This window comes from Pseudoalteromonas sp. R86517, from assembly GCF_042466295.1.
In the GTDB taxonomy this organism is placed as follows: Bacteria; Pseudomonadota; Gammaproteobacteria; order Enterobacterales; family Alteromonadaceae; genus Pseudoalteromonas; species Pseudoalteromonas atlantica.
The window spans coordinates 149,839-169,936 of the sequence record NZ_JAXHCB010000002.1 but is presented as its reverse complement, the minus strand read 5'-3'; the positions used below and the strand labels follow the sequence as shown (position 1 = coordinate 169,936).

Genomic DNA, 20,098 nt, shown 5'->3' with positions numbered 1-20,098 from the left:
TTATGAGTTATCAATATAGATTTTTATATTTTTAAGCTGCTTTTTTTACTCTAGTTTCAGAGGTCTACTTGTTAATTTCAGTAAGCATCTATAGAACTAACATAGAGGAAAACTGATCTATACTGCATAATAGAAACTTGAAGCTTCTTCTGTTACTGGTTTTTACACAATAAACAATGATGCGTTTAATTTAAGACATCTACTTCATATGTAATTAAAGAACATAGAGGAAATCTGAACCTCTTTACTCAAGCACATCCCTATACCAAGCGTTCAGAATTAACTTGCTTAACCTTCCCTCTTTCGCAATCAGTTTTTATACATAGAGGAATATTGATCTGTAACTCTTTTAAAAAATAATATTAGGAAACTTAACCTAATAAAATAATATCCATAATGCCCCACGACTACTTCTATGGGAGTCTCAAACATAGAGGAAAATCGATCTGGATTAATTATCATCGAACACCCAACATAGAGGAAAAGTGATCTAAGCTGATTTTGTAACCCTCAAATTTATCACCTAACTTAACCGTTTAAATATAAATCGATGATTTTTGCTAACTAGACCTAAATTTAAGCATAGAGGAAAATTGATCTGTGATAATTTGGCTGATAACAAATTACATAGAGGTAAAGTGATCTGAGGCTAATTTATTTAGGAAAATAGTTTCACTATCATAATGCTGTATTGACTATCTACGGTAATGAAATAGCTATAAATAGTTGATGAAAGCCTACCTTCGAAATAAATTTATATGATTATGGAAAAACTCAATAAAATACATTGATACTGGGTAAATTAGAAAATTCTTGTGGATAAGCGTTATTTTACCTAGTTAAATAATGATCTCAGCATAATGGAGATCAGATCTACACCATGTTTTAGGTCAAAAGAAGCTGGCTTATGGGGATAACATCGAATGCAAACATAATGGAAATCTGATCTAAAACACATATTTGTGGGTAAGTGTGTTTATAACTTGTGTGTAATTATATGATTTTAAAGAATACATAGAGGAAACCGGATCTAAAACATAGTGTAAACATGATCCATACATAGAGGTTTGTTGATCTACAAAAGTAAACAAACTTTTATAAATTCAATAACTTATAATAATAACTTACCCACTAACCTTATACCTATTATTTAACCATATTAACCTTACTATTATCCTTAAGAGTAAATTACGTATAAGTTAGCATTATTTCTTAATGATAAAAAAGTATATAGGAGCCATCGTGTCTAAAAATAGTATATTTACCAAGGCAGCTACTAAACAACGTACCCTGTCTCATAAATCATAAGCAAGATAAGTCGTTAAATATATTTAAATATCAAATTAAACCTCATAATTTCATTAAAATGAGCGGCTTAGTAGCCCAGTAGTACTAATTCAAAGGTCAAACAATTCAAGGCTTTAATCAAATATTAATAATAAGGCCTGTTGTTCTCTCAGGTTAAATTTACACCTATATGTTAGGTATATAGACAAAGTGAAGTCTATATAGTGCGGTTACTCCTCATAAATAGGCAATAATGTAACATTATGCCAATAAGGCATTGTCCAATGGAATTAGAGCAGAGCAAAGGTGATGAAGATGGGAAGCAAGCTTTACTCAGTTTTACTTAACACTCTAATTTACAAACCTTGCTTGCATAGCGATTAAGTAACTCCTAGCTTGAATGAACTTTAATCTGTAAAGGTCAACAGCCCCTTAGCACCTTTGAAAACAAGCTATTTAAGCACCAGATTAGCTTCAGTAAGGACTAAGGTGTAGGAATGTTTTCCACAATGTGGAAAAGTAGATGACAAAAATTTCTAAGCGATTTGATTAAAAAAATACTATTTATTGAGTTATCAAAAGTTTGATAACAGCCCTAATTAGCAATCCTCATTTTAATCAACTTACCTTAAGTTTTATTTAAGTTTCACTCGTTAGATTTAAATTCTGAAATATAAACAAGTTTAATCGAGCGAACTTATGCAGTTAGCCCTCACTTCTACATCATTAGATTTAACACATAATAACAGTCAGTTTATTAGTGCTCGTATTAATGATGCGCATCGGAAAAATCTCGAAAATACAGTGAAAGAAGGTTTTTTACTTGCGTATAACGCTAAGCTTACTTCTTTTATGCCCCTACTTTGCCAATATATTACTGAGCAAGGAAAGTGCACGTTAGGGTTGAGGCAAGCAACTTCCCCGTTGTTTATTGAGCAATATTTAGCATCACCCGTTGAAAATTTTTTAGAGGAGAGCATTTCTCGCAATAAAATTTTTGAACTTGGTAATCTTTGCTCTACAAATCGTAGGGCAACACTTGCGCATTTTATTATTGTTAACGAGGCTCTGCAAAGTGTGGGGGCAAAACATTTAGTGTTTTGTGCAACCAACAAAGTGCGTGCTTTATTGCGCTTACTTGGTGTTACGTGTACTGAAATTGCACTTGCTAGTAGTTTTGTAGTTGAGAACCCATCAAAGTGGGGCAGCTATTACGCTAACCAACCAACAGTATGTATTGTGAGTTTAGAGCAAGCTCACCAACAAGTATTAAATACCCCACTGCTTTATAGTTTAATGCAGCAAAACCACAAAAAAATCAACTCTTTGGTAAATGCATTGGTGAATGCATTGGTGAATGCATTGGTGAATGCATTGGTGAATGTATGAATTACTATAATACACATTCAGTATCGGCATTAATTATTATCCACAAGAAAGAGCAAACTCTTGAAATTAACAGTGGTGAATTTAACCAACAAATACAAAACGTAGTAACAATACTACAAAGCTTTAACGGCAAATGTATCGCTTATAAGCTCGATAATACGCCAGCTTGGCTTGTTATTGATGCCGCTGCTGCGGTTTCTAATAAAGTGGCTGTGCCAATTGCTCACTTTTTTAGTGAACAACAGACTCAATATGTACTAGCACAATGCGGCGCTAATTTATTTATTAGCGACACGGCAAACCCTTTATTTGGGGAGCCGACTGCATCGATTACTTTATTTGAGCTTTACACATTATATATTTACGAAATCGTTGTAGCTAAAGCCGTCAGTTATTTTCCAGAAACTCAAAAAGTAACATTTACATCAGGATCGACTGGGCAACCAAAAGGCATGTGTTTATCTGCAAAGAGTCAAATGCAGGTAGCTCAATCTCAGTGCGATAAAATTAACATTAAAAAGCCTGTTCATTTGTGTTTATTACCGCTTGCTGTATTGCTTGAAAATATAGCCGGTGTGTATGCCCCTTTAAAAAGTGGCGGTACAGTGCATCTAATGCCGTTAAATGAATTAGGCTTTGTTGATACTGCATTAGAACAGCCCGCACAACTTATAGCTGCTATTAATAAAGTTAAGCCAAATACGCTTATTTTAGTGCCTGAACTATTAGCATGCTTAGTTACTTTTTCTGAAGATGGTTGGCAACCGCCTAGTTCGTTACAGTTTATTGCAGTAGGTGGTACGCTTGTCAGCGAAATGCTAATAGTAAAAGCGCGTAGCTTAAACTTACCGGTGTACCAAGGTTATGGACTTTCTGAGGCAGCATCTGTCGTTAGTTTAAATACACCCACAAACGATAATCTCGACAGTGCCGGCTCTGTGTTACCTCGTATTCAAACCAAAATTGAAAATGGTCAGCTTTTTATAAAAGGCGATTTGTTTTTAGGTTACTTAAACCATCAACCTCACAACAAAAATCAGTGGTATGCAACCGGTGATCTGGTCGAGGAGCGTCAAAATACCTTATTTATTAAAGGACGATTAAAAAACCTAATTATTACAAGCATGGGTCGTAACATCAGTGCCGAGTGGCCTGAACCACTATTACTCAGTCATAGCGGTATTTTACAAGCGGTTGTGTTTGGTGAGGGGCGACCTTTTCTGAGTGCCATTATTTACGCCGATGCAAAGCTAAGTAACCCAGTGTTAGCGCAATACATTAACGAAATTAATAAACAACTACCCGACTATGCACGAATTCAAAAGTGGCATCGTTTGCTACCCCATTAAGTGTGCAACAAGGATTATTAACAACAAATAATCGCCCAAAACGAGATGCCATAAGTAAGCAGTACCATGCTGTGTTTGAGGAATTTTACCGACTTGGAGAAGTAATTAATGAGTGATTTTTTTAACACCCTTAAAGAGCAAACTAAACAAGAGCAAAACTACCTGCTTGCAGCACCGATTATCCAGCGTGTTTTTAAAGGCGAAGCATCACTTGAAGAATACGCCTCGTTTTTAGCGCAAGCGTATCACCATGTGAAGCACACTGTGCCATTAATGATGTCGGTTGGTGCACGATTAATCGACGTTCAAGAATGGCAGCGCGAAGCCGTTGCAGAATATATTGAAGAAGAGATTGGTCATCAAGAGTGGGTACTTAATGATATTGCAGCCTGTGGTTTTGACAAAGAAACAGTACGGTGTAGTCAGCCGCACTTTGCTACCGAAATGATGGTGTCGTATGCGTACGACTCCATTGCACGTAAAAATCCGTTGAGCTTTTTTGGTATGGTGCATGTGCTTGAAGGCACTTCTATAGAACTGGCTGATGGCGCAGCTTCAAACATTGCAAATGCTGTAGGCTTACCTAAAAAAGCATTTAGTTATTTAACCTCTCACGGCGCGCTTGATATAGAGCATGTAAAGTTTTTTGAAAACCTTATGAACCAAATAACAGACGAGGCGGATCAACAAGCCATACTTCATGCTGCAAAGCGCTTCTATCGTTTATATGGCGATATATTTCGTGGACTCGATGATGAACCATTTTTTAAAGCACGTACACAAGGCAAATTGGCATTAGAAGGTTACATAGTTGGTGAGCGAGACGATGACGGCGATTTTGGCTTAGAAGCTTACGAGCTTGAGTTGTGCTGGCAACTAATTGAGCAAGGTAAGTTATGGGCTGATTGGGGCGCACTATTCGAGCTTGAAAAAAAACACAACGAAGACGTATATGAAGCAACGTCGGGTTTTGTGATCGAAAAAAAATTTGGCAAAACAAGCTTAACTATGAATGCCTTTTTAGTTTATGAGTGGGGGCAGGATATTCAAAATGAATGGGAAAGTGAGTTTAGAGCACAATACCGCTATCGCTATCGTTCAGCTTTTCAGCCGTCTATTGAGGTTTATGTTGGAGAAGACTTTGTTGGTATAGGGCCTGGTTTTATAGGCTTACAGCGTTTTGATGGGCAAAAGCAATTAAAGTGGGAAGCAGGTTTCATCACTGAGGTAAGCCAATCAGAAAAAACCATAGTTTTAGGCTCGCATTAGAATTTGAATTTGAATTACACGCTTTATAAGTGCCCTTTTAAATAGGTTGGTTGTCACTTTAAATATAACAAGTCTCAGATTTAATTAAAAATTTTCATCGTACGCAGTTGAGGAAAGCCTCACCTCATTGTGGTTTATTGTGGTGATATTCGTTTAGGAAAAATATATATTACTAATGCTAAAAAAGGGAGGCAAGTTGGGGGATATTGACAAGTATTCATGCTAAAAACGTATTTACATTATTCGCAGGTAACTCTAATTTGAGGAAAAAGCCCTTTCCACAATGTGGAAAAGGCTTTTTTAAATAAAGGTTATGCTGGTAAAGCTAAGAGTTAAAGCTGGTTAAAAGCATTTCTAATATATCGGGACTTACTTTGGACTCGTCTATTGAAATATTCACACCATTCTTTTTCGTCGTAAATTTTACACCTCTTACGTTGCTTTTTATAAGCTCTTTAAATTTACCGTTATAAACAGTTTCACCTTCAGTTTTATCATTTTTAATTTTATTTAAAATATCGCGTTGTAACTTTTTAGATTCTTTTTCCAGATATTCGTCTATTTCTGTTAACTCTTCTTTAGACTCATCACCTGTGAGGGATGATGTCTCGATTGCTCTAAAATGCGAAGCTAAATGATCTAAATAACCGTCCTTATTGTATTTTACTAATTCTCGTAGAAATGGAGTAGATATAAACTTTAGGGCAGGGAACAGTTTTATAATTTCGTTAGGTATATTTGAAAAGCTTAACGCGTAGTACACGTTGCTTTTTTTCATCCCCAAAATTTCGCAAAGTTTTGTTCCTGTCAGTTCTATACCATTTCTTTTTTCCAGTTTATCCTTTAACTCACTAATGGAGCGTGCTTTATCCATATAGCTAGGCTCTGAGTATTCATCCATTACTAAGGCAAAATGAGCGCGTTCTTCTTCCGTTAAATTTTTGGCAACAACTAGGGTTAATTTTGTATCTGGTAAAAGAGAAACAGTGTAAGCACGGCGAAGACCGCCTAGAATTTCATACTTTCCATCAACAAGTTCAGCTCTAACGGCTTCGGTATTACCGCCTGTAGATTTTATCGAATGATAAATATCGAGCACAGATGCTAAAGACAAATCTTTAAAAGATCGCTTATTATAAATCGACTTTGTACATTTATTTAAAACATCCTGGCTTTCAATTTCAACGCGTTCCCATTCAATGTCTCGTTCAGAAATAGGTGAACGTTCAACTATATTATTTCCACTATTTTTTGTAATAAGCTCATCCAGATTAGTTGTTGTAACCTTACGCCCGATCACGGCTCTTTTTTTTGTGTTCATAGTGGTCTAGCCTTTGTTTTTTCTATTAAACGTAATTGTGTCAAATACTGAACGTGTGAATTCCTCAGCCTTTAAACGCGCTTTTTTCAACGCATCTCTATCACCAGGATAAAATTTTGGATTAGTTGAAAAAACAGTACCAAAACTCTCACCACAACGTTCAAATGCTGTTGATAACGGCAAAGACGTATCCAGCATATCTGCACCGCAAACCTCACGAAGCAGACTTTGAGCATCAGCGTGATCAGATTTCCTCGCAATCTTAGCCATATATCCGAATATTGAACTAAGTTTAATTTCGCTTCCTGCCGTTTCGGTCATATCGAAAAGCTCAGGGAGTCTTTGCATAAATTTCAATGTCGAGTGAAAATCAACTTGAGCAGGGGGGACTGGTATTAAAAATGTATCGGCTGCAACAAATGAGTTTAATAAAAATGCATCCAAGTGAGGCCCTGAATCAATAAAAATAAAATCGTAATCGTGCTTTAGTTTGTTAATTATATTCTCTTGCAAAACATCATATATATTTTGCCCAGGTAAATGCTCATTTGCTAACTTTTCGAATTGAGAGGCTATAAATGCGTCCTCAATAGAGGCAGGTATAATATCTACGCCAGATACGTTCGTTGGTTTAACAAACTCTTCCAATAACTCTTCACGGCTTACATTCTGTAGCATTGCTTGGGCAACAGTTTCATCTACAACGCCAATAGAAAGGTCGTGTTTCATAAACATTGTTGCACTGGCCTGTGGATCTAGGTCGAGCACTAATATTCTTAAATCATGGTGAAGTAGGGCAGGGGTGCACCTCAAGCCGTGAGCGAGAGTTACGCTGGAGACCGTTTTTGCAACGCCTCCTTTAAGGTTTGTAAGAAAAATTGTATGGGCTTCTTTAAATTTATCACGGTATTTAGGAACCCCTCTGTGTTCATAAATCGCAGTAATATCTTTATGTCCCATGCTATAAACATTATTTAACCCTGCCTGCTTTTTTTGGAATTGATATCCTTTTTGCTCCATTTCAGCTACAGCCTTATCAACTTTAGCTTTAGCTAGTTCTGGTAAATTTGCGACTGCAGACTTTGAGTATGTAGGTTCATACTTTTCAGCATTAAATTCTATCTGAGAATTAGTAATTTTCTCTGACAATGCCTCCAGGGTTAGTTTCGCCCTAGTGGCTATTTTTAGTATTCTGTCATCCATCAGCTTACCTTGAAATGTGCAGCATTTTATAAAGTTAACATATAATGCTGCATATTAATGAGTTTGTAAACATTAAATGGAATATTTAGTTTCTTGTCTAATTGCTATGTATTTCAACGTTATGCACTTATACACAGACACTATAAATTATATTATTTCTATTAAAGAATATAGAGACTATTAATATATAGGCTCCTTATCTCTTTGAAAAATAATGGTTTTTAAGTTGTTTTAGATCAGTTTAATGGTGTTTAAGATCACTTTAATGGTATTGAAGATCATATTGATGGTATTAGTGATCACAAAAATGGTGTTACTGATCACATTACTGGTGTTGTGATTACACGTTTATGGTGTGCTTAGTAGTCGATATCCTTTGTTAACTCTATTAAAGAATTAACTTCATCCCTTAGCTGCTTCTCTTTTTCATTTACTGTATTTTTATTTAGAGCCATGCTTCTATTTAGAGCTTTTTCAACTTTATCCGCCTCATCATCCTGGCCAAGATAGCGATAAGCAAACATTAGCTGCGTTAGTTCTGCAGGAGATAGCTTTTCTTTTTGAATTAATTGCTTAGAAATTAGTTCTTTCACTGTATTTAGCGCATCATGAGTATTTAATTCTTCAGTAGTACCTTTATTTAGCCATCTAATAAGAAATTTTATTTCAGAAATTTTCTTACCTTGTGTTTTTAATTCATAACCAATATCGTTATTTTCGCTTTCTAGAAATAAAAATTCTTTACGAGCAATAGGGTGTCCACGTAAGATTTCTATGCTATCTCTAACGCACCGTTTCATGAATACGCCGTTGTTTTTAAAGGAGCTTTTATTTTTTTTCAGCCGCCCATTTTCATCGAGTAAACCAAAAAGTCCCTTAAGCTCTTCAATTGCAATATAATGCATTTCATAACCGTCTTTCTTAAATCGGCTGAGAATTTCGTACAATCTTTTTGCGTATTCTTGTTTTATATCTAAATATGTTCTTGTTGTTATTAATGCAAACCCTTGTTTGTATTCAATATATTCACTTTCAAGCATGTCGTTAGGCACCATTGTTAACACGCCTTTTCTATACTTAATATTTTTAAAAAGAGGTTTGTAATCAAATTCAAAGTCGCCAGAGGTTCCTTCTACTTTTATACCTATTTTGTAGCTTGCAAGTCGTTCAGCAGCAGGAGATAAAATACTGCCAACATGCTTAGAGCTGATATTCAGCCATTCTGATAGCTGGCTTGCTGTATATGTATACTGTGGTGTGCTTTTTTCCCAATCTGAATCTTTCATCTGCGCCATCATCAGTGCGAACAAATCCGCCTCTCTTTGCGATAAGTCCTTGCGGCTGAATACAAGTTTATGCCCTTGTTTTATATGTTTAGGTAAATTTGAACGAGAAATTGGGTTTGGGTTTAGTTTTTTTTCCACTTTCACACCAGAAATCTGTAATTAATAAGCTTAAAATACACAATACTGGTCAACAACACCAGTTTTGTGTATCTGAAACGGTTGTTTTACATATAACTGGTGTTTTTTACCAGTTTTATGTAATCGATAAATTTATTATTATTGAAAAATATTATATTTCAATGCTTTGCTGTTAGGGTGGCTTATAAAGATAACAAAATAATGGTGTTTCTATACCACTATTATGTTATCTAACATTATAAAATACCATAATTGTGTTATCTCAATTTTTTTATTAAGCCTTTAAACTAAGTATTACTCGAATATAGAGCACAAAATAATGGTGTTTTTAGTGTAATTACCATAATTATGTAAAGTTAATAGCCAAAAGTTACATATTTATGGTGTATTTAAGGAGGTATTCGACTGTGAATACACAATTCTGGTGTATTTAACCAGAATTATGTATTGATAACCTGTTTCCACAATGTGGAAAGCATTTCCATATCTACTATTTATTTATATGGGAGGCGGCTTAGAGCGATAACCGGACATTGAGGTTGGCTAAATATCGTCGTTAATTGATTTGTTAAACAGCTCTTTACGTATATATTCACGAAAATGAGCACTGAGCGCATATTGTTCCATTTAACTTTACTTAAAAGTTTTAGAAAACTTAGTGATAGTAATACCTTAGGTTATTTGTTAAAACTATATAAAGTAGATACGTGAGCGTGGCATCGGCAGAAATATGCGCGATGAGCGCACTATTAAATTGTTGAACTAAGCCGCTACGCGGAGATCCTATTCTTATCATTTGAGCCACACTTACCTTGGGGTTATCCCATAACTTGGAGGTAAGTCATGAATACACTCATTGAACAAGTCAAAACTGAAATAGCCTATCGTGGTTATTCGCAAAGTACATGTAAAAGCTACTCTGAACATTTACTCAAACTCAGTCATTATTTTAATAAACCGCTCGATTCGATTACTGATGAGGAACTTAACGCCTTTTTTAACGATCCCGCTATTCGTAAACTGTCTAGAGCAAGCCAAAAAATACAGATAAACAGTATTTGGTTCTTGTTTAAGAATATTTTACATCGGCCACTTAACTTAGATATCGCATTGCCAAAAGCGAAGTCACGCGCACCCACCTATTTATCACGTGATGATATGCGGCGGCTGATAAAAAGTTGCACTGATGATATGCGACTAAAAACGTTAATAGTGGTGTGTTACGGGTGTGGTTTACGTATTGGCGAGTTGTTACGTATTAAAGTGCAAGACATCGATGGCCAGCGTAAAACCATTTTAATTGAACAAGGTAAAGGAGATAAATCGCGTTATGTTGTAGTTTCAGATAGCGTACTAAACCAATTACGCAGTTACTGGAAAATGTACCACCCAACGGGTTGGATGTTTTACTCGCGATTGTTAATGGATAAACCTATGTCAGCATCGACCTTCAGGAAGCCATTGAGAAAGCACGGACAAGCGTGTGGCTTAAAGCACTGTAATCCACATGCACTTCGCCATGCTTATGCAACACATCAACTTGAATCAGGGATGCCACTGCATCAACTTCAACAGCAACTTGGACACAGTGATATTAAAACCACGCAAAGTTACTTACACTGGTTACCTGAATTAGGGCATGGTGGTATTGATTTACTCGCAAGTTGGGGAAACCAATGAGCGGCTTCCACCTCGCTGATATTTTAAATTCTAGCCTTGGGAATTATCGGCAACATCATACGATGAGCTATCAACAACTTCATGTCTGTCAGCACCTTCAATCATGTAGAACAGGTCAGCTCGGTTATCAAGCATGGCAATGTGATAGCTGTGGTGAGTTACAAAAGATTGGATGTAGTTGTCGAGACCGACATTGTCCACGTTGCCAAGGCATGGCCACGGCTAAGTGGGTGCAAAAACAGCAAGAGGATTTATTACCATGTCGGTATTTCCACCTTGTTTTTACGCTCCCTCATGAGTTGAATATCATTGCGCACTACAACCCAAACGCGTTGTATCAGTGTTTATTCAAAGCCACATGGCAAACGCTGAGTAAATTTGCGAAACGAAAGAGGCATGGCCAATTAGGCATGACAAGCGTACTGCATACGTGGGGGCAGAACTTGAGTCAGCATATTCACCTGCACTGTTTGATACCCGCAGGCGCGCTTGATAAAGCGCACTGGCATGAAATAGAAAAAGGCTATTTATACCCCGTTAAAGCATTATCAACAGTCTTTAGAGGTAAAATGCTGGCGGCGTTAAATGAATGCGATAGTTCATTTACGAAGATAAACATGCCAACCAAATGGTGTGTTTATAGCAAAGCCTGTTTAACGTACAGTGAAAAGTTAGTCAGTTACCTTGCACGTTATACCCGAAAAGGCGTGATGTCAGAATCGCGCTTAGTGTCAGCGACTGAAGAAACAGTGAGCTTTAAATACCGCGATTATGCAGATAACAACCGCGATAAAGTCATGACTCTGAGTTTTGATGAATTTTTACGGCGCTACTTACAACATGTATTGCCGAAAGGGTTTATGCGCATTCGCCACTATGGCTTTTTAGCTAATGCGTGTCGCAAGCGAAAGTTAGCATTAATAAGGTCACAAGAATCACACAGAGGTAAATTGGAGAAGCTAAAGACAGAAAACGTAACACTGATACCGCATTGGCCTTGCCAGCATTGTAAGGCAGGTATCTTGCGATTAATTGGCGTATTCCAGTTATATGAAACAAGGACCAAAGTAGAGCGAACGAGTTAGCAGCTAGGTAGCTGCTTAAAATCAATTAGTTAACCTGCTTAATTGCTCAGGCTAGCGGCCTCTGTACGTGTAAAAAATATAATTGCTTATTAAGGCAAATTTAGGTGTAATGAATACATAATAAGCGCTGAGTAATGCAGGGAAAGCTTACATAACACTAGCTAAGCTGATTAAATCAGCTAGGAAAGTGAGAGCCTCCAAAAAGCAAATTCCCATAGCATAAACAACACCAACTCTGACACACCGAGCAGGTAGCGGCTCAGTCCAACAAGTATTTATGCAACACAAACAGTGTGTCGCATAAATACTAAAATGTTATGCCTCTTAGGGAACAAGCATGAAAAAAATCACCTTAATTTTAATTGGCCTCTTATCCGCATCGATTTTGCACGCTAAAGAGTATCCGGAAGTTACGCTAGAGAAACTACTTTCTAAGTCCCAGCTAGAATCTCTCAATGCTTCAAAGATGACAGCTGCTCAAAGAGAAACACTTAGAATGGCATTGATAAACTCCTACATGTCTGGTTTTGAGTCAGGCAAAGAAAAAGGTATTGAGTTGGCAGTCGAGTACCAACAAAAAAAGGCTTCGCCGAGCGGGACAATTGAAAGTCAGATTGATGGAGAGTTTGAAGGCTTCGAGGGCGAAACCATCATTAAGCTAATGAATGGCCAAATATGGCAGCAAACTGAATATTGGTATCACTATCACTACTCGTATATGCCAAAGGTAATCATATTCCGGTCTGGTGGTGGCTATAAAATCAAAGTTGACGGCATTGATAAGGCCATTGGAGTCACGCTATTAAACTAAGGCATAACAAGGCGCTGCTGTCGGACAAATTTTCCGCTGCGCTCCAAATTTGCCGCAGAGCGCGGCGTTAGTTTCACGAGGGAGCATCATGCGCAGAATTAAAATTGTTGTCTTCGCCTGTTTTTTGTTAGTTGTACTCGCTGGTGTTTTTTCTCAGAGACATGCTTTGGCATGTGAAGCTGTGGGACTTACAGATTATGAGCAAGTCGCTCCAAATATTTTTGCATTACCCAGCGTGGAAAATATAGAGGAAGTTCTAAGAAGCATCCTAGATGGTAGACAAAGAGTAGATTCAACATTCGGTGAAATGATCGCTATTCCCAAAATAGTAATTGTTGCTAATAAAGTTGAAGCAAACAACTTTGGAGCTAATTCAACTGCAACAGCTTACTATACCCCAATGGGTACTTGCATAATCCTTGGCCCTAAAGGGCAAAATGTAGATGTTACCGCGCATGAGTTGACGCATGCAGAAGTTGGACAAAGAGTTGGATGGCTAACTCATTGGTTAGAAATTCCAGTTTGGTTTAATGAAGGGGTGGCCTTAATCGTGGATCACAGAAAACCATTCTTAATTGAAAATATTGATATCAGCCAAGAAGCAATAGGCTCCGTCAAACAGTTGAAATCCGGCAGAGGATTTTTTGGTGGTACAAACACACATGAAAATTATGTTGCATCAAGAATGGCAGTTAATAATCTCGAGCCGCTACAGCTTTATCAAAAACTAGAACGTGTTCGAAATAGAGAGAGTTTTGAAAGTGTATTTGAAATGTGAAACTAACAAGGTGCTGCTACGGAAATATTACTCGCTGGCGCTCCTAAATTTCCGCAGAGCAAGGCGTTAGGCGAATATGGAAGTTTCATAGCATGGCAAAATTAAAAATCCCTGAAGATATAGAAGTACTTAAACAGAGAGTTATTTTAGCTTTAGGTGATGTAAAGTCCGTACAAGAAAGTACAAAGGCCGACAAAAACTTTCTTTTCACTGCAAAACGCACAGATGCAGGAAGAACATTACCTCCATATTATCTCGTTTTCTTTTTGTTAAATGATTTATTGGGTTTTAAAAACCTTGGTAGATTTGAAAAAATATCATGGTCATTACCAATTGACTTTAGAGGTAAGGCTTTTTTAATTGAACACCGAAAATTTGGGCTAGGTGTTTTTGCCGATAATTTAGAAACTGATGAAATCGAAGCACAAGAGATTGTTAAAAACATCCATAAGGCTGTAAAAGTAGCTAAACCATATTTTGAATGGGTTGCTTCTGAAGCAGTTAAGAGTTCTAAATTAAACGTCAAAAACAATAGTTCTAACTTATTTCAACGCTACCAATATCTTGTGGAGTTATATAAAAAAGAAAAACAAGAAGCTGAAGATCGTAAAGATGAAGTTCATAGGGAAACAAAGAAAACTTCATATGGAGAAGCTACTTCAATTCATATCCCATCTACTCAATTACGAAAAAATGCCAATTGGTTAGCTACTTCATCTATTGAAGCATTCTTTAGCTGGACTGAGCATTTGTTCGTACATTTAAGTATTATTGGTAAAAATATTGATGATGGCGAAAAAGTTGCACATCTAGCAGGTGCCGAATGGCAAGTGAAATACACTACTGCAATAAATATTAACATCAAAGAAAATAAAAAATTCTTTGATGAATTAATTTTATTAAGAAGGCAATTTAGGAACTTTATTGCTCATGGTGCATTTGGTAAAAATGGTGAAACCTTTACCTTTCATTCAAGTGCAGGCGCTGTTCCAGTATTGATGCCTCACCAAAAAGGCAAAAATAAGTTTTCACTTTTTGGAGAGCTTTCGTTCAATGAGGATGAAGTGATATCTCTACTCGAGCGTTTTATTGAGCATTTATGGTCATCTGAAATACAACCAGCAATGTATTATGTTATGGATAGCGGTTTACCTACAATTCTTACAATGGCTAATGATGGCTCATATTCGAGAGCTATGGTTTCAATGGAAGATATGGAAAGTTTTGTGGAGCATTTAAATTACCAATTCGATCAAGCGGCTAATATGGATTGGTAAATTCGCCTAATAAGTGACTAAGGTTACGACAGTCCGCTAATGGCACACAAGAGCCGTTCGCTAGTAAAACTTGAAAGGCAGCAATCCGCGGTAATAATTACCCCCGGTAAAAGATCTTAGTGCGCTTCAAAAGTCGACGATGCGCTGTCGCTGTAGTCACTCTGGAAACCATCAGCCTAGATACTCTTTACTTAGTAAGTTAGTTCAATGATCTTTCCCTGAATAACTAATCTAACTCTCACTTCAAAGCACTTACTGGACTTCCCAGCTTTTAATAGACGCTTTAAACAATTTCTCTTTGCGTGCGAAATTTATCTAATAAAAAACATAATTATTTTTAGATCGTAATTACGATAATAAATTTCAATAGTGGCGCTAAATTTAATTATAAATCAATACCTTATAAATATTTTGGGGATTCTCAATTTGAGTAAATGGCACTGTTCAAGTTAAGGCTTGAAAGTCCATAAATTTAACTTTCTTTATCGTTTGTCAGTATAATTTTTATAACAATTAACGTGAGTACTATCGCTGGTAGTAACCAAATATAGTTAGCCATCTTATTCACCCTCGAAGTTGTAAAGCTATCATTCACCTTAATGATTTTTATTGTTTTTGCAAATTTAGCCAACATAAACGCAATTCTTCATTTTTACCCACCGCTTGTCCCTAGTTAATTTCAGGACAAATTAACTAGGAAAAATCATGAAAAATACTAAATCTCAATTTATTCGCCAATACGTTCGAGCCAGTAAATCCCCGTGGGATGATAGTACAACCGTTCTGCTATTAGCAGATATCGTTGATAAAAAAACGTTGGATCTTAGTTTTACAAACTATGTCTATTTGCATCGTGACAGTGTAGGTAAAACTTTGGGGATCAGTATTTCTAAGCAGCTTTTAGAAGCAAACCCAGAATTTACTTCACGCTATTTAGAGGGTATTGAAATGATTGGATTTTTACTAATACACTTGGAACAAATAGCTGAATTTTGTGAATTGTTTCATGAAGAGTTCCAGAGTTTGTTCATGCTAAAGCCCGGTTCTTTTTTTAGAGTTGCCGAAAGCGAATGGCTTGCAGAACTGAATAACGTGTAACACTCTAGCGAGCCGATAGGCTCGCTTTTTTTATGTATTTGCCAAAAAATTTGCAAAAAACATAAGTAATTACCTACCCCTAAATCTACTTATTAATATCTCCCTATCAGAGAAGTACGGATTGGTTAATACCTAACTTATTAGAAACTACTTATTAAAAGGATTTTGAAATGACTTTTAGATATATGTCTACGCTAGATACGATTACGCTGTTAGATGACCTAAAAAAAATCATCAGTGATAATGACCATAAAATTAATAAACTCATGTTGAACAATGAAAACCCTAACTTCAAGGGCTTTTGGTCAATTGTAGAGCCTCATGTTTTTGCCAATAAACAGTTAAATTACCGTGGTGTAAAAGTACTTATGTATAAACTAATGGTTTGTATAATAAAAGATATTGAGCAGCAGGTTCAAGCATATCCAGATTATGATGATGAGTTTTGTGAAGAATTTAAAAATGTGTATGGCGATGATCCTGAGGAGCATTTCGATTCTATGATAACTGATGAAATAGAAGAAAATTTTCCCGATTCATATAAAGAAGACATAGAAAATGAATTTCCTGCTGAGTTTGAGGCCGACTATACACATAAATATATTCGAAATTTTTTGGATAATCGTAGTGATGAATAATACAGGCCTAATTTGCTATTTAACAAAATCAGATAGCGGCCTAATCATAACCCCTAAAATATACCACTAGCCATTATTTGCAGGCTACCAGACCACTAATTTGGTTTGTTAATCTCTAAATGAGAAAACTCTCAGGGGAAAACGTTACGCAAATATATCGTTTTGTTATAGGTTCACAAAAGCGTGGAGCTACTAACTATGTAAGGTAAGGCAAAAGGTTAAATTAATTCCAGAGCGAAGAAGCTATGTTTTCTTCGCTTTGATGCATGTATATAAAATATTCTAAATAATAGCCCATATCGCATAAATGCTTTAAAAAATAAATTAATAAAAACAACGAAGTTGGGGTTATTTTTTTACTTTTTACTTTTTACTTTTTAATTTTTATCTTTTAGCTACCTTTAACTTATTGAATATTAACTATAAAAGTACATTTTGTGTGGGCATTATAGGCGCTGAGGGGGCGTTTTAGACCTTTACAGTGGGCAACTTATATATTAGAGGTGGGCATTTCAAAATAGTGAATATTTATAACTTCCCGCCGTTTTTTTGTTTAACCACAAATACTTTATCATTCTAACATCGAAAACACATTACAGTTGTCTATTATGACTTATTCAGCAGTTGTACAGAGTAATCTCCTTGTAGAGTCTAGCTATAAGCTAAAAATTAACGAGCTAAGGTTAGTTTTATTTTGCCTAACAAAAGTCTATTCTAAGGAGGCACACTCGGGAGTTATTATTGTGTACCCGGAAGAGTTTTCTTCGCACTTCGATTTGCAGGAATTAAATGTTCATAATTATTTTAAAAATGCAATAAATACTTTAAAAAACAAAAAAGTGCTAATCAAAGGTAAGAGCAGTGGTAAGTCGATTAATTGGCTAGTCGAAGGAGAGTATATTAATTCGCGTAATACTAGTGCTCATATACGATTAGAGTTTTCTCCTGAGGTGACAGAGCTAATCTCTGGGTTGGATGGTAATTTTACCAAACTCAAATTTGAAAATATAAAAGGGTTGAACACTTTATATTCATTCCGCTTGTACCAATTGTTAAAACAAAAAGAAAAGTTTTTAAATCATAAGCGTAATGGGCGTGTGGTCGCAGAGCTGAAACTTGAGTGGATGAAAGGTATTGCCGGTTTGCAAAACTCCTATCAAGATTGGCGTGAGTTTAAACGTAGGGTCATAGTTCCTGCTTTAAAAAAAATTAATTACAACACAGATATAGATGTTGTTTTTAAACCCAAAAAGATTGGTAAATGTGTAGTAGGTGTCGAGTTTTCATATATATGCAAAAAGAGAGATGAAGCATTTAAATTACCAAGTAGACCACGAATAAAAAAACGCCCTCGAGTAGCAAAAGGTTCTCATGGCGAGGGGGTATGGGCTCGAAATAATCTTTCAATGCTTGGGGAGTATGAACTAGTAATGCAAAACGCCCAGGGAAATTTCAAATTACCAAAAAAAGATATTGAGAGGTGCTTTCAATACGCTAAAATCATAGGAGATTCTGATGCTAAAAAATATTACTCATCACAATTAACCTAAAATTAAATTTTCCTATAGCGTACCTAGTTACTTATACAAGACAAACTATAGGAAACTTGTATGAGAAATAAAATAAATACACTAGGTAACATTGCAAATGAGCTCGCAGCATTAACTCGATTATATGCGCATTTTTTTGTTGTATTAGCGTGGCTACACTACAAGGAAATGGTTTATACACCATTAATTGAATCATTAGGGATTAAGGGGTATACGCTACTTGTTATAGCTCTCTATGTTGTTAGTTTAGTTTTAGGGTATCCTAAAACCAAAAGCAACTAAAACCTAAAGCACCCCAGGGTGCTTTTTATTTTCACTGACTATTGATAAAACATAGCGTTAATTTCCTCACATAATTTAGTACGGAAAATAATAGACGAGCGAAGTAATTCAGCATCACTTTCACTGAGAAGTGGTGCTCGCGTTTTTTTATCAAAACGCTGTGGCATCTCCTCAAATAACTGTTCGTGGAGTCGTTTAATGTCATCAAAAATTTTGACCGACTGAGAGAATAAAAAAATTTTACTGTAATCGCGATTCCTTAACGAGGCCAAATATTTTAGTAAAATGACCTGTCGTGCCGTTTTATTTTTAAATGAATGTTCAATTTCAACTGCTGCAACAGAGCCATCTAGGAGTCGTACAGCACCATCTACCGTTCGTGTATCAGATAGGTTATTAATACGTTTAAATTCAGGCTCGGTAATAAACCCATTCCACATTGGTGCGTACGTTTCATCACTGTGGTAATTATGTATACCGCGCAGCATGACAAATGCATTAATCAGGTTATGCATTACATTGTTTTGATTGAACTGCAGAGCAGGGTTTCTATTCGCTCTAAAATGTATATCGATGCCCATTAACTCCTCTGCAAATTTGGCTGCAGTATAGGTAGGCACGTAGACACGACCATCTGGACTTCGGTGTGTTTTTACCACACGCAATAGCCCATCGTTTTCTAGCCGGTTTAAATGCTCTAATGCCAACCGATGATTAATGCCGTAGAGCCAACGAACAATGCCTGGGGTAATAATGGAAAATCGAATCGCGATTAATACGGTCAACCTAGTTCGGTTAACCCCTTTTTGATGATTGTTTGCGCCTGGATAATACCGCATATCTATATCAAAATAGCGAGGGTAGTGAGTGAGAAGTAAGTTGTTCGTTTCTAAATCTTTTGATGGTTGCTGAGTCAATTCACAAAAGCCTTTTGGTGAGTTAATTGTTAAAATTAACTAGCACCGCAACACAAAAATTATCATCTTTTTATAAATGTATTTCCGTTTTTCATTCCGAGATGCTTTGACAGCATGCACGGAATCATTGTCGCGATAATTATCGCAACAAAGCCGCTTTCAGCGGATGGCCTCGTCGCTGCGCTACTCAACCATAGGGCCTAAAACGCCCGCCAGCTCTGGTGTTGCTCCGCAACGAGCTGACTCGACGCGCTATCGCGCTAGCGTTGTAGGCCCCGCGCGAATGCACCGAGCTACGCTCTGTACTGACCGCCATACTGCCGCGCCTGACAAGGCTGTGAGTTCCTCACTACTCGCCTTTTTCATCTGCTGTTATTTTCTCCGAAAATAGGTGGTTCGATACAATTTGTGCCAAATTTTAATCGAATTTCGCTGATGCGAAACACTATCGCGGTCAGTACAGACCAGCTGTACATTCGCGCTTTCTCCATGTGTCTACGGCTTCGCCTACACCACATTACGCGCTTGTTGGCCTCATTCTGAGGCGCTATTTTGCAGTTTTTCGTGCCGAAAAATGCGTTTTAAAAAACCTGTCTTGCAGACAAAAGCCGCCTCCAAATTAAACTTACTAATGAATTTTTTAGAAAAGAAAAAGGTTTTTTTTGCTTAATAAAAATTAGGTGAAGTAAGGGGAGGGGGAACTACTTATGCAAACTGTTTGTTGCTGAGCTGCGCAGTCA

Annotated in this window: 14 protein-coding genes and 3 pseudogenes; 13 read left to right on the top strand and 4 right to left on the bottom strand. The window is 36.6% G+C overall.

Annotation, left to right across the window (positions count from 1 at the left end; all coding sequences use genetic code 11):
- Window positions 1-1,986 precede the first annotated feature (1,986 nt).
- The 4 genes and pseudogenes from SJY38_RS16755 to SJY38_RS16740 form a co-directional block, all read left to right on the top strand.
- Window positions 1,987-2,676, top strand: a complete 690-nt coding sequence (locus tag SJY38_RS16755; protein WP_377110324.1) for a thermostable hemolysin — start codon at window positions 1,987-1,989, stop codon at window positions 2,674-2,676.
- Window positions 2,673-4,141 (top strand): annotated as a pseudogene (locus tag SJY38_RS16750) (AMP-binding protein). The gene SJY38_RS16755 and the pseudogene SJY38_RS16750 overlap by 4 nt, the downstream one beginning before the upstream one ends.
- A pseudogene (locus tag SJY38_RS16745) lies at window positions 4,134-4,808 on the top strand (TenA family transcriptional regulator); the annotation flags it as partial. The pseudogenes SJY38_RS16750 and SJY38_RS16745, both read left to right, overlap by 8 nt.
- 6 nt (window positions 4,809-4,814) lie before the next feature.
- Window positions 4,815-5,323 (top strand): annotated as a pseudogene (locus SJY38_RS16740) (hypothetical protein); the annotation flags it as partial.
- Between the two features lie 296 nt (window positions 5,324-5,619).
- On the opposite strand, the gene SJY38_RS16735 reads toward SJY38_RS16740, so the two are convergent.
- The 3 genes from SJY38_RS16735 to SJY38_RS16725 all read right to left on the bottom strand — a co-directional run bounded on the left by SJY38_RS16735 (window position 5,620) and on the right by SJY38_RS16725 (window position 9,242).
- Entirely contained in the window at window positions 5,620-6,615 is a 996-nt protein-coding gene (locus SJY38_RS16735; protein WP_377110323.1) for a hypothetical protein, read from the bottom strand.
- 6 nt (window positions 6,616-6,621) lie between these two features.
- Complete coding sequence (locus SJY38_RS16730; RefSeq protein ID WP_377110322.1) at window positions 6,622-7,818, bottom strand: AAA family ATPase; 1,197 nt, start codon at window positions 7,816-7,818, stop codon at window positions 6,622-6,624.
- Window positions 7,819-8,177: 359 nt separating this feature from the next.
- On the bottom strand, window positions 8,178-9,242 hold the full coding sequence (locus SJY38_RS16725; RefSeq protein ID WP_377110321.1) for a replication initiation protein: 1,065 nt from the start codon (window positions 9,240-9,242) through the stop codon (window positions 8,178-8,180).
- An 843-nt stretch (window positions 9,243-10,085) separates the two neighbouring features.
- Between SJY38_RS16725 and SJY38_RS16720 the strand changes: the two genes are divergently transcribed.
- The 9 genes from SJY38_RS16720 to SJY38_RS16680 all read left to right on the top strand — a co-directional run bounded on the left by SJY38_RS16720 (window position 10,086) and on the right by SJY38_RS16680 (window position 18,441).
- Complete coding sequence (locus SJY38_RS16720; RefSeq protein ID WP_377110320.1) at window positions 10,086-10,922, top strand: tyrosine-type recombinase/integrase; 837 nt, start codon at window positions 10,086-10,088, stop codon at window positions 10,920-10,922.
- A complete protein-coding gene (locus SJY38_RS16715) occupies window positions 10,919-12,007 on the top strand; it encodes an IS91 family transposase (RefSeq protein WP_377110319.1) in 1,089 nt (362 codons plus the stop codon). Before SJY38_RS16720 ends, SJY38_RS16715 begins: the two co-directional genes overlap by 4 nt.
- Before the next feature lie 337 nt (window positions 12,008-12,344).
- A complete protein-coding gene (locus SJY38_RS16710; RefSeq protein ID WP_377110318.1) occupies window positions 12,345-12,818 on the top strand; it encodes a hypothetical protein in 474 nt (157 codons plus the stop codon).
- 88 nt (window positions 12,819-12,906) lie between these two features.
- Window positions 12,907-13,596, top strand: coding sequence for a hypothetical protein (locus SJY38_RS16705; protein ID WP_377110317.1), 690 nt, complete (start codon window positions 12,907-12,909; stop codon window positions 13,594-13,596).
- Window positions 13,597-13,688: 92 nt separating this feature from the next.
- Complete coding sequence (locus tag SJY38_RS16700) at window positions 13,689-14,873, top strand: hypothetical protein (protein ID WP_377110316.1); 1,185 nt, start codon at window positions 13,689-13,691, stop codon at window positions 14,871-14,873.
- A gap of 705 nt (window positions 14,874-15,578) precedes the next feature.
- Window positions 15,579-15,971: a hypothetical protein gene (locus SJY38_RS16695; RefSeq protein ID WP_377110315.1), complete on the top strand. Its 393-nt coding sequence runs from the start codon at window positions 15,579-15,581 to the stop codon at window positions 15,969-15,971.
- A gap of 170 nt (window positions 15,972-16,141) precedes the next feature.
- Window positions 16,142-16,609: a hypothetical protein gene (locus SJY38_RS16690; protein ID WP_377110314.1), complete on the top strand. Its 468-nt coding sequence runs from the start codon at window positions 16,142-16,144 to the stop codon at window positions 16,607-16,609.
- A gap of 608 nt (window positions 16,610-17,217) precedes the next feature.
- The gene (locus SJY38_RS16685) at window positions 17,218-18,159 is read left to right on the top strand and encodes a replication initiation protein (RefSeq protein WP_377110313.1); all 942 of its coding nucleotides are present in this window, start codon (window positions 17,218-17,220) and stop codon (window positions 18,157-18,159) included.
- Between the two features lie 60 nt (window positions 18,160-18,219).
- Window positions 18,220-18,441, top strand: coding sequence for a hypothetical protein (locus SJY38_RS16680; protein WP_377110312.1), 222 nt, complete (start codon window positions 18,220-18,222; stop codon window positions 18,439-18,441).
- A 38-nt stretch (window positions 18,442-18,479) separates the two neighbouring features.
- Here SJY38_RS16680 and SJY38_RS16675 read toward each other — a convergent pair whose 3' ends face one another.
- Complete coding sequence (locus SJY38_RS16675) at window positions 18,480-19,358, bottom strand: hypothetical protein (RefSeq protein ID WP_377110311.1); 879 nt, start codon at window positions 19,356-19,358, stop codon at window positions 18,480-18,482.
- Window positions 19,359-20,098 lie beyond the last annotated feature (740 nt).